Origin of the sequence: Dolichospermum sp. LEGE 00246 (assembly GCF_015207865.1) — a bacterium.
Lineage (GTDB): Bacteria > Cyanobacteriota > Cyanobacteriia > Cyanobacteriales > Nostocaceae > Dolichospermum > Dolichospermum heterosporum.
Genome location: NZ_JADEWA010000160.1, coordinates 1 through 10,805, shown reverse-complemented (window position 1 = coordinate 10,805; position 10,805 = coordinate 1). Strand labels below are relative to the sequence as shown.

Sequence of the window (10,805 nt, the reverse complement as noted above, 5' to 3'; positions counted from 1 at the left end):
TGTACAGAAATTCGAGTATTAGTAATAATAGGTCGTCCATTGCAAATATCTGGATGAATAGTTATTCTGCTTTCCATTTTGTTTACTTCTTGTCGTTACGGATTAATTGTAGCATTTGTCTGATAGCGTGGTGCAAGCTGTGTGAGGATTTCCAGGATGAGGGATCTATTTGCAGAGGAGGTTGCTAATTTGACGGTGATTAATTGTCTGAATCAGGATTTCCAGGATTTTAGGATTTACAGGATGATGGATCTGTTTGTAAATGATGTTGCTAATTTGACGCTGATTAATTGTCTGAATCAGGATTTCCAGGATTTCAGGATTTACAGGATGCTCCCTTCGGTGGTTAATTCGAGCGATCGCTGTGGGAATTTGTCTGAATCAGGATTTCCAAGATTTCAGGATTTACAGGATGAGGTTGCTAATTTGAGGATAATTAATGATGAGCGATCGCTGTGGGAAATTGTTTGAATCAGGATTTCCAGGATTTCAGGATTTACAGGATGAGGTATCTGGTGGTTAATTCGAGCGATCGCTGTGGTTGTCTGAATCAGGATTTCCAGGATTCGGTGGTTAATTAGAGCGATCGCTGTCCCTATATCCCTAGATCCCCGACTTCTTAGAGAAGTCGGGGATCTGAATAACTCTAATCGCACCAAAATAAGGTTGTTAATTTGAGGATAATTAATGATGAGCGATCGCTGTGGGAATTTGTCTGAATCAGGATTTCCAGGATTCGGTGGTTAATTCGAGCGATCGCCCCTGCTAAATTATTGAGAAGACCGATCGCTGTGGGAATTTGTCTGAATCAGGATTTCCAGGATTCGGTGGTTAATTCGAGCGATCGCCTTTACCAATTCTTGAGAAAAGGATTTCTATGATTCGGTGGTTAATTCGAGCGATCGCTGTGGGAATTTGTCTGAATCAGAATTTCCAGGATTTCAGGATTTCCAGGATGAGGTATTCGGTGGTTAATTCGAGCGATCGCTGTCCCTATATCCCTAGATCAGGAGCTTAACGCATCGCGCTAAACCCCTATGGGAGAATTATATTCTAAGCAAAGACAAACTGTTTAGAATCTGTCAAACTCAAGCTACTGGCTTGAATCCCAGTCAGAGTCGCTAAAGTTTGATTGTTGAAGACAATCGCAGTATCAGCACCAACTTGATTTAACTTGAGTGTGGATGTGGTAATACCTAAACTGACAGCACCTTGAATACCAATGACATCAGTACCCAGTTGGAAGTCAAGCACGGTATTAGCCGAAGAGGGTAATTCAGCATTGACAATCCAGAATTGGTCAGCACCAGCACCACCGGAAATTAAGTTACCACCACCAAGACTAACTCTGAAGATATCTTTACCATCACCACCTAAAGCGCGGTCATTGCTACCCAAGTAGAAGGTATCATCCCCAAGACCACCGGATATGCGGTTGCCACCTTGACCATCTTTAGCATTAAAGGTGTCATTACCGTCACTACCGAAAGCGCGATCGCGTTTATTCACAAAAATTGTATCTTCACCGCTACCCAGATCAACGATATTGTTACCTGAGTTGGGAAAAACAGATACAGTGGACAGGTCTACCTCATCTTTACCTGCACCTGTAAATACAATATTGTTTTGACCATCGAATTGACTACCAGGAGTAGCAATTAATTTATCATCTCCTGGAGTTCCTACAGTTGTAGATTGGTTGTCAATGATTTTTTCGACTGCGATCGCAAAAATATCATTAGCAGATGTTCCGGCTTTATCTGTAGCGATCGCCTTAACATTAAAGTTCCCTACATTATCATTAGTGGGAGTACCGCTAAAGGTGCGAGTTGTGGGATTAAAGGTTAACCAAGTTGGTAAAGCATTGTCATTTTCTAAGGTTGCTGAATAGGTAAGAACATCACCAGCATCAATATCGCTGAAGGTATTGGTGGGAATTTGGAAGTTAAAGAGGTTATCTTGTTTAGCGTTTTGATCTGCAATTGTATTTCCTAATGTTGGTGCATCGTTGACATTTTCAACTGTAATAGTAAAGATATCACTAACAGTTGCCCCGGCTTTATCTGTAGCGATCGCCTTAATATTCAAACTACCCACATTATCATGAGTGGGAGTACCGCTAAAGGTGCGAGTTGTAGAATTGAAGGTTAACCAACTTGGTAAAGCATCGCCATTTTCTAATGTGGCTGAATAGGTAAGAACATCACCAGCATCAATATCGCTGAAGGTATTGGTGGGAATTTGGAAGTTAAAGAGGTTATCTTGTTTAGCGTTTTGATCTGCAATTGTATTTCCTAATGTTGGTGCATCGTTGACATTTTCAACTGTAATAGTAAAGATATCACTAACAGTTGCCCCGGCTTTATCTGTAGCGATCGCCTTAACATTAAAGTTCCCTACATTATCATTAGTGGGAGTACCGCTAAAGGTGCGAGTTGTGGGATTAAAGGTTAACCAAGTTGGTAAAGCATTGTCATTTTCTAAGGTTGCTGAATAGGTAAGAACATCATCAGCATCAATATCTGTGAAAGTATTGGTGGGAAGTTGGAAATTAAAGACGTTATCTTGTTTAGCGTTTTGGTCTGCAATTGCATTTGCTGTGGGAACTTCATTATTAGTAACCTCCTCATCATTCGAAATATTTCGAACAAAACTAGCATTACCCTCAATATTGGGTTGCTCGTCCAGCTGTCCTCCAGTAGAACCGGCAACATATATAGAACCATCTAATCCTGTTGTTATAGCATTGACAGAATCATCACTACTGGTTCCTAAGAGTTTTGTCCATACTTTAGTACCATCAATTGTATATTTTGTAATAAAAGCGTCAATGCCACCATTATTATTTTGCTCGTCCAGCTGTCCTCCAGTGGAACCGGCAACATATATAGAACCATCTAATCCTGTTGTTATAGCATTGACAGAATCATCACTACTAGTTCCTAAGAGCTTTGTCCATACTTTAGTACCATCAATTGTATATTTTGTAATAAAAGCGTCAATGCCACCATTATTATTTTGCTCGTCCAGCTGTCCTCCAGTGGAACCGGCAACATATATAGAACCATCTAATCCTGTTGTTATAGCATTGACAGAATCATCACTACTAGTTCCTAAGAGCTTTGTCCATACTTTAGGTTTAGTACGATCACTTGTATATTTTGTAATAAAAGCGTCAATACCACCATTATTATTTTGTCCGTCCAGCTGTCCTCCAGTCGAACCGGCAACATATATAGAACCATCTAATCCTGTTGTTATAGCATTTGGGTATTCATTTTTATTAGTTCCGTATATCGGGAAGTAAGCCACTGAAGCCACTGGATTATCAGCTTTCAATTGTGCAACAAAGACATCACTATTATCACTAATGGTACTACCGGCAAGATATATCCAACCATCAGTATTTATTGCCAGCGCCCTGGCGGATTCATCGCCTGATGATCCTAACAGTTGTGTCGAATCTAAATTACCTTCAAGAGTGTACTTACTGATGAAAGCATCATTTTTACCATTATTAATTTTTCCATCTAGGTTTTTACTAGTAGATCCCGCAATATATATAAAAGATCCGTACGTCTTTATAGCATAAATATTTGTATTAGATAGCTGTTTTTCAAAAAGTCCGGGATTTGGATCTTCAGGAGTATCCGGGTTTTCGTCAGATTCGGGATTTGGATCTTCAGGAGTATCCGGGTTTTCGTCAGATTCGGGATTTGGATCTTCAGGAGTATCCGGGTTTTCGTCAGATTCGGGATTTGGATCTTCAGGAGTATCCGGGTTTTCATAAATCTTCAGTCCACGGAATTTAGCAGTGGCAGTCGGATTAGTAACATCCTGATCATTACCAAATGTTAGGTAAGAAAACCTACCGTTGAAGTGATCTTCTAATAAAATTTTGTATTTATGCCACCCCAAATTCGTTGCATATCTATCAATACCGTTAGTGATTGGATTCCATTTAAAACTTGATTCCTGTGATCCCCATATCTGAAAAGTTGTATCGTCAGTCGTTTGATCATTAAGAAGGTTTTTATCGTACACCACATTATCGTTATCAAATCCTATACTGTGAATCTCTCCTTCTTTAATACCCTGAAATTCAAATTCTAAAATTGTTTTAGGGGTGATTTTATGGTCAATCTTGACTTTTCGCCATAGACTTCCCTGAAGTTCTAATTCATTTCCATTAACTTTTACAGTTCCTTCTTGATCCGTCTGATCTTGATCTTGCTCATTTCCGTAAGCAGACAGTTGAAAGACATCTACCTTACCATTGACTTCTATTGAAATTTGATCGGATGTCATAATATTATTTACCATCAATTGTTTAATACTTTATGAGATCGGTCTTTTCGGTTAGCTTGTACTCCAATCTCTTAAACAAAATAAGAGCTTGGCTTGATAATTTTTGGGAATACTCACAAACTCCACCAGTCAAAAATCCATATCTTGTAGCAAACCCGCTGGGGCGCGGGTTTTGCTTGTGTAAGTGTGACTACTCACTAGTACCTGTATATGATCTTCCACCCAACAGACGCTGAGTTTTTGATATAAACTTCGTGATTCGGTGCTTTATCATGTTCCCCCTCAAGTGTATAAGTTCCTTTTTCGCAATCAAATTCTCCTGTGTAAGAATAATCAATGTCTTTCTATATTCTCGGATTTTATAACCCACATTCCGCACTTCATTAGAAAACTTTTACCAAGAAAAGATGAACCTGTTTATCGTGGAACAGAAATTGTTTTTCTATAAACCTCTCTCAATTTTTTTGGAGACCCTTCTTTATCATCAATAGATACAACTACTGTTGCCCTTCCCCCCAAAGTGCGAATAGATTCTAGACTAAATTCTGTATTAACGCATAATTTGTTAGTTTCTCCCTCTGTAATATTTTGTTGATAAGCGTCTGGCTCTACATCAATAGTTTGTCCTTTTTGATTCAAAAGTGCCAATTTCCATTCTGTTCTTATATTGCCATCATTTCTTACGCTGACACATATTTCAATTTCATCATCACCTAAACGATTACTAATACGTCTAGAGATAACGTTTATAACTTTTAGACCATACCTACCTTTCACAGAACCTGACGCTAACCCTAGCTCTTTCACAGCTTTAACCATAAGTGTTGCTTTACCAATGCAATCACCTTGATTACGCAAGGGCAAGGATTTGCAAAGACTATAGAGATTGGTTTTAAATTGCTCTTCGCACCGTGTTTTAGTTTCACCTGGAATGTTGCGGTCAACTCTGATATAACACTCATCATGTTCCTGACAGGCAGGACTAAATAGTTGTCCCCAAGGTGCGATCCCAACTCGTGTAAGGAAACTACCTGTACGGCTATTTTCGGGTCCGCAGTAATTCTTTTGTGCCTGGGCTGGTAGCACATTAAGATTAACTAAACTTGAACCAAAGACAGTAGATACAGTAATGGCAGAAACAGCGATCGCAGATGATATGATCTTATTCATGTCAATTCCCCCGTTTGAATAACGTACAAATTCTTATTGGGAGTAAATGCAGATAAATATGAAATTCACTACCCGACCCACAATAAATTACGATAGTTTTAAAACATACTTAATTTAATATGCCCAAAAGAGGATGTAAAGCCCTCAAAGGTATGTATAAGTGATATAAAAGTCTTTAAACGTAATATTATGTCACCCATAAAAGCGATCGCAGATGATATGATCTTATTCATGTCAATTCCCCCGTTCAAATAACGTACAAATTGTTATTGGGAGTAAATGTAGATAAATATGAAATTCACTACCCAACCCACAATAAGTTACAATAGTTTTCAAACATACTGAATTTAATACGCCCAAAAGAGGATGTCAAGACCTCAAAAGTATGTAAAAACGTGAAAAAGTCTCTAAAAGTAATATTCTGTCACCCATAAAAATCTTCACAAACGCCATTAGTCAAAAATTTATCTCTTACACCAAACCCGCGAAGGCGGGTTTTGTCTGTGTAGCCGTGACTTCCACTCGCCAGGCTAACAAATTTCGGCGTTGCTGAATTGAGGTATGAAATTCCCAAATTGAACCTTTAAAACTCTTACCTTTGCGTCTTTGCGCCTTTGCGTGAGACTAAAATTCATACCCTTAATCAGCAACGCCCAAATTTCCAACCAGCGCAGATGGGTTTTGTCTGTGTAGTCTCCCCAGAAGATGTATTAAAAGCATGATAGAATATCAAAAAGTCTTGACTTGAAGGGGGGGAGTAGTGTTAAATATTGAAGAGATAATTGAAATTGCAGATAACCAAGTCTTTGAGCATCAAGGACACCATCTCAATGATTTACAAAGAGCTATCCTGGAAGGGACACTACAGGGTAGAACTTACGCAGATATCGCCACAGAACACCACCACAGCGAAAAATACATCAAGGATAGCGCCAGTAAACTGTGGAAATCCTTATCTCAAGCAGTTGGAAAAAAAGTTAATAAATTTAATGTCAAGTCAACTTTAGGTAGATGTAGTTTCTCTTCAACTAATATTTTCACAATCAATAGTGGTAATCTATTTAAAGAATCTGCACCATCACCAGAAAATCATGAAATTATCCATAAACAAGAAAAGATAACCTCTCATCTAGACTTAAAAGATGCACCTGAAATCGGTGATTTTTATGGACGCAAAGTAGAATTATCATTACTACAACAAAAAATCCTCCAAGGAAAATGTAATTTAATAACTTTACTGGGTATTAAAGGTATTGGAAAAACTGCTTTAGCTTTAAAATTAGTTGATCATATCAAAGAAAATTTTGAGTTCGTTATTTATAAAAGTTTAAAATCTCTACCCAGTTTAGCACAACTAATCACAGAGACAATTTACCCTCATGATCAGCTTATTCCAGATAATTCACCTCATCAACTTTCACAATTTAAAAAAGCCATAGAAAAACACTCTTACCTGATTATCATTGACGATGTTAACTGTATTTTTTCAAGGCATCAAGTATCAGGTAAATATCAACAAGGGTATGAAGAATATGGGAATCTATTTAAATTATTATCAACAACAAAACATCAAAGTTGTCTAATTATCAATAGTAGTGAGGAAATTCGTGAATTATCGATCCCTAGATCCCCGACTTCTTTGAGAAGTCGGGGATCTGAAAGTCATGTTTTCACCCTGGAATTATTGGGATTAGATGATGGTGGTGTAAACATTCTTAAAAAATATGGCTTAAAGAATGAGGAAAATTATCAAAAATTGCTGAATATTTATCAAGGAAACCCCCAATATTTACAAATCATTGGTTATCTTATTCAAGAATTATTTGCAGGTGACACCAATAAATTCTTGCAACTAGATCAACCTTTTATAGATATTGAATTAACGGCTTTTCTAGAGCAAAGTTTAGATATCTTACCACCATCAGAAGTAGAATTATTGCATTTTATAGCTAGTCAAAATGGCTCAATTTTATTAAGTGAACTGGAAAATAGTTATCAGGTTTATGAGCCAATAGTTAGTAGTATTCAATCCCTAAAAAGGCGTTTTCTTGTTTCTACCCAACAAATAAATGCAGAAGTGAGTTTAGAGATTTCACCTCTGATTAGGAAATTTTACCACAAACTAGATCCCCGACTTCTCAAAGAAGTCGGGGATCTAAATTAAATTGCATCTGGATCAATATTTAATTCTCGCAACTTTGCTGCTAACCGTTGAGCTTTTTCATCAAAGATTGCTGCTCTTTGGGCTTCAATTGTTGCTCTTTGAGCTTCAATTGCTGCTCTTTGAGCTTCAAATTCTGCACTTTCTTCCGGTGTGGGAACTAAATCTCCATCTGGTGTAAAATACCTTAATAAACCCTGAACAATTCCTAAATATAAACCCAGTTCTTGACTCCATAAATGTCCATTTTCATTGGGTTCTACAAGTTGATATTTACCATGTATTAAATAAAAACCTGCAAATTCTAAGGTATAGGGATCAAACCAAAAATACTCAGGTGTGCGGAAAATATCTTGATAAAGTTCTTTTTTAGTTTCTCTGTCAGTTTTCGCTGTAGTTGGTGAAAGAATTTCCACAATCAGGTTAGGATATTTACCATTTTCTTCCCATACAACCCAACTTTTTCTAGTTTTTCTTTCCGTTCCTAGAACTACGAAAAAATCTGGACCTCTCACATCTTTTGATTTTTTTTGATGGGGACTATAGTAAATACTGAGATTTCCGACAGCATAAAAATCAGTTCTCTCTTTCCATAACCATTTGAGTGATTTTATTAAGAGCATTATTTGTTCGAGATGCAGTTCTGTTTCCACTGGCGGTTCATCACTATATAAGTCACTGGGTGGGAAAATTATCTCTTCTGATATATCTTCTAATGTGTTAGATGGGGATTCTGGCGCTTGAGTAATCATCATGTATGATACCAAGTAATTATTTGTTGATTATAACATGACTCCGAAAATGTTAAGTTATACCTACACAACACCAAAAACATTTCTAATTATGTTTATGAAAATGTTACGATATCACTGGTAGTAGAGGAGAACAACAATGAAAAAAGCATTGATGATCAAAATACTCATTTCATCCTTAACTTGCTTAAATATATTTACCTCTCATCAGGTTGCGGCTCAACTTTTACCACAACCTTGGGTAACGGTGGGAAGTAAAGATAGTGAAGTTACCTATGGTGCGGGTGTTAAGGTTTTAGGTTTTGGTCTTGAAGTAGGAAGGAGTCCTCAAGGTGCTATGGGAGCAGATTTTTTAAAATTCTTGAGTTTACCAGTTATTTCACCTTATGTCGGAATTGGTTGGTATTCGGAAGATCAAGGAGTGGCTGTTTCTGGTGGTGTACAAGTAGTCACTAGCGATCATGTTTTTGTGGGTGCTGGTTACAATTCTGTGCGAGGAGTTAATGGTCAAATTGGTGTGAAATTTTAGAGGATGTTTGGATTTTTTAATTCTTTTCTTCAATCCCCTTATCTCCTGTTAAGCCTTCTATTTCTTCTTCAGTAAAAATAGGAGGCCATAATTCAGAAACAGCTAATTCCCAACCTGGAAAAAGTTCTGGTAAAGTTAAAATATCGCCATTATGAAAAACTATTGGTTCACCTTGAGAAGGATAAACTGTTACTGTTTCTTCATCAGGATCAATTAAAATTCCAATAATTGCACCTAATTTGATCAAGTTGAGAATCTTATTTTTTAATGTTTTAATTTTATCACTTTGAGATTTAATTTCTACTACTAAATCTGGTCCAAGTTCGCCAAAATAGCGAGGACTTTGACGCAGACGTGCAGCCCGAACAAAAGAAACATCCGGTGCGGTGAGGTTGCTATCAGGTAAAATAAAACCACCAGCAGAATCAAATACTCTTCCTAAACGACGAGGATTTACCCAAGCGAAGAGAAAAGCAATTAAACGACTGCTAATTTCACTAGATACAATATCTGATGGACCTACAATAGAAATTCTCCCGTTTGTTAATTCAACATCGTAATCTAAACCAGCTTCACTAAAAGCAGTTTGAACTTGTTCTACATCTTTCAGGGTCATGATTGGCATAAATTTATGCTCCTTGTTATAAATGTCAGTTATTAATATTTTAAACCATTTGTCAGAATCAGGATATCCAGGATTTTAGGATTTACAGGATGTAATTGATTATTTTTTTGATTTTTTCAAATTATGTTGGGTTGCGCTGTTGCTTAACCCAACCTACCGATTAAAAATTTTATCCTTTGTGCTTTCAACGCTCGTTTGTTAAAACAAACTATAAGTTCTGATTTATATAATCATAATGCTTTTTGGACATTTCTCCTGACAATATACTCATATCACAAAAATCCTCTTCCGATATGTTTGCAGGAATACGATGAATAGACTGACATATTTGTAACCAGTTATCTTCATAATTCATATTCAATCCATTGGTTTTATTAAGCAAGAAAACAAACGAATACCAACCAAACTTTATATATTTATGAACATGAGGAAATCTAAACAATTCTGCATTTATGATTCCAAACCTTTGTTTAGCATGAATGGTTGTATTACGCATTTTTCTATAGATATTTTCACAGTATCCATTCAAATAATCTAGTTCTTCTGGTGTAGCATTATGTGACATTAAAAAGTTTTTCCATTTTTCATAGAAAGATTTTCCTAATACATTGTTGTCAATAACGTCATTGATCACAGATTCCATCTTCATTTGAAAAAATATTGCTGCATTAATGCAGTATTTAGCCTCCGCTTCACGTAAAGTTATAAGATAACTACTCCAGTGTAAAGCATTTATAGGATCAGCAGAATCTACATCAATATCTCGTACTGTTAGGTTTGAAGATAAAATGTCTATATCATGATTTTCTTTGAAATCATAAGAAACAACATGGATGTTATTATTAGTCAAAGCCCTTGATATAGGTTCAATATATATAAGATATGCTTTATACAACTCATCTAAGGCTTTATTTCCTGCATATTGGGCGATATCAAAATAATTTAGATCAAGCATATTCAAACTAAGTAACCTTGGTTAATATAATAACATTTTTTCTAAGACATATTTCTGATTGTGTTATGGATATTAATACTAAAAAACACCTAAAACACCTGATATAACTAGGTTTCGCTAAAAGAGAATCAAAAATTTAATAAAAATATGATTTCTGATTATTGAATCCCTTACTATGCAATACTGCTCGGTTAAGGAAAATGGGGAGTAAAACCAAGAGAAAAGTGTTCGCGGTTTATTTACGAGAATAATTAAAATTGAGAGACTTACTTTTTCTCTTTGAGGCTATCGTACAAATCAACCCA

The 10,805-nt window shown here is 36.4% G+C and carries 10 protein-coding genes; 3 read left to right on the top strand and 7 right to left on the bottom strand.

What is annotated here, in order from left to right:
* Both IQ228_RS12530 and IQ228_RS12525 read right to left on the bottom strand, forming a co-directional pair.
* On the bottom strand, positions 1 to 77 hold a 77-nt coding region (locus tag IQ228_RS12530), incomplete at its 3' end, for a DUF433 domain-containing protein (protein WP_193962989.1).
* 321 nt (positions 78 to 398) lie between these two features.
* Complete coding sequence (locus tag IQ228_RS12525) at positions 399 to 656, bottom strand: hypothetical protein (protein ID WP_193962988.1); 258 nt, start codon at positions 654 to 656, stop codon at positions 399 to 401.
* A gap of 221 nt (positions 657 to 877) precedes the next feature.
* Between IQ228_RS12525 and IQ228_RS12520 the strand changes: the two genes are divergently transcribed.
* Positions 878 to 1,018 carry a hypothetical protein gene (locus IQ228_RS12520; RefSeq protein WP_168466310.1) on the top strand — a complete coding sequence of 47 codons (141 nt, stop codon included), beginning with the start codon at positions 878 to 880 and terminating at the stop codon, positions 1,016 to 1,018.
* Positions 1,019 to 1,053: 35 nt separating this feature from the next.
* Here IQ228_RS12520 and IQ228_RS12515 read toward each other — a convergent pair whose 3' ends face one another.
* Together IQ228_RS12515 and IQ228_RS12510 are read right to left on the bottom strand one after the other, a co-directional pair.
* The gene (locus tag IQ228_RS12515) at positions 1,054 to 4,308 is read right to left on the bottom strand and encodes a putative Ig domain-containing protein (protein ID WP_193962987.1); all 3,255 of its coding nucleotides are present in this window, start codon (positions 4,306 to 4,308) and stop codon (positions 1,054 to 1,056) included.
* Positions 4,309 to 4,725: 417 nt separating this feature from the next.
* The gene (locus tag IQ228_RS12510) at positions 4,726 to 5,478 is read right to left on the bottom strand and encodes a hypothetical protein (protein WP_193962986.1); all 753 of its coding nucleotides are present in this window, start codon (positions 5,476 to 5,478) and stop codon (positions 4,726 to 4,728) included.
* A 760-nt stretch (positions 5,479 to 6,238) separates the two neighbouring features.
* Between IQ228_RS12510 and IQ228_RS12505 the strand changes: the two genes are divergently transcribed.
* A complete protein-coding gene (locus tag IQ228_RS12505) occupies positions 6,239 to 7,642 on the top strand; it encodes an ATP-binding protein (RefSeq protein ID WP_193962985.1) in 1,404 nt (467 codons plus the stop codon).
* Here IQ228_RS12505 and IQ228_RS12500 read toward each other — a convergent pair.
* On the bottom strand, positions 7,639 to 8,394 hold the full coding sequence (locus IQ228_RS12500) for a Uma2 family endonuclease (protein ID WP_193962984.1): 756 nt from the start codon (positions 8,392 to 8,394) through the stop codon (positions 7,639 to 7,641). The two genes, IQ228_RS12505 and IQ228_RS12500, sit on opposite strands and share 4 nt — an antisense overlap.
* Positions 8,395 to 8,530: 136 nt before the next feature.
* Between IQ228_RS12500 and IQ228_RS12495 the strand changes: the two genes are divergently transcribed.
* A complete protein-coding gene (locus IQ228_RS12495; RefSeq protein WP_027404292.1) occupies positions 8,531 to 8,920 on the top strand; it encodes a hypothetical protein in 390 nt (129 codons plus the stop codon).
* 16 nt (positions 8,921 to 8,936) lie between these two features.
* Here the strand turns inward: IQ228_RS12495 and IQ228_RS12490 are convergent, their stop codons facing one another.
* Positions 8,937 to 9,545, bottom strand: coding sequence for a Uma2 family endonuclease (locus IQ228_RS12490; protein ID WP_193962983.1), 609 nt, complete (start codon positions 9,543 to 9,545; stop codon positions 8,937 to 8,939).
* A 208-nt stretch (positions 9,546 to 9,753) separates the two neighbouring features.
* Positions 9,754 to 10,500 carry a hypothetical protein gene (locus IQ228_RS12485; RefSeq protein ID WP_193962982.1) on the bottom strand — a complete coding sequence of 249 codons (747 nt, stop codon included), beginning with the start codon at positions 10,498 to 10,500 and terminating at the stop codon, positions 9,754 to 9,756.
* Positions 10,501 to 10,805 lie beyond the last annotated feature (305 nt).

Excerpts from the sequence above, each read along its gene's own strand:
- IQ228_RS12520 (WP_168466310.1), top strand. The coding sequence starts at position 878 with ATGATTCGGTGGTTAATTCGAGCGATCGCTGTGGGAATTTGTCTGAAT.
- IQ228_RS12515 (WP_193962987.1), bottom strand. The coding sequence starts at position 4,308 with ATGACATCCGATCAAATTTCAATAGAAGTCAATGGTAAGGTAGATGTC.
- IQ228_RS12510 (WP_193962986.1), bottom strand. The coding sequence starts at position 5,478 with ATGAATAAGATCATATCATCTGCGATCGCTGTTTCTGCCATTACTGTA.
- IQ228_RS12500 (WP_193962984.1), bottom strand. The coding sequence starts at position 8,394 with ATGATGATTACTCAAGCGCCAGAATCCCCATCTAACACATTAGAAGAT.
- IQ228_RS12495 (WP_027404292.1), top strand. The coding sequence starts at position 8,531 with ATGAAAAAAGCATTGATGATCAAAATACTCATTTCATCCTTAACTTGC.
- IQ228_RS12490 (WP_193962983.1), bottom strand. The coding sequence starts at position 9,545 with ATGCCAATCATGACCCTGAAAGATGTAGAACAAGTTCAAACTGCTTTT.
- IQ228_RS12485 (WP_193962982.1), bottom strand. The coding sequence starts at position 10,500 with ATGCTTGATCTAAATTATTTTGATATCGCCCAATATGCAGGAAATAAA.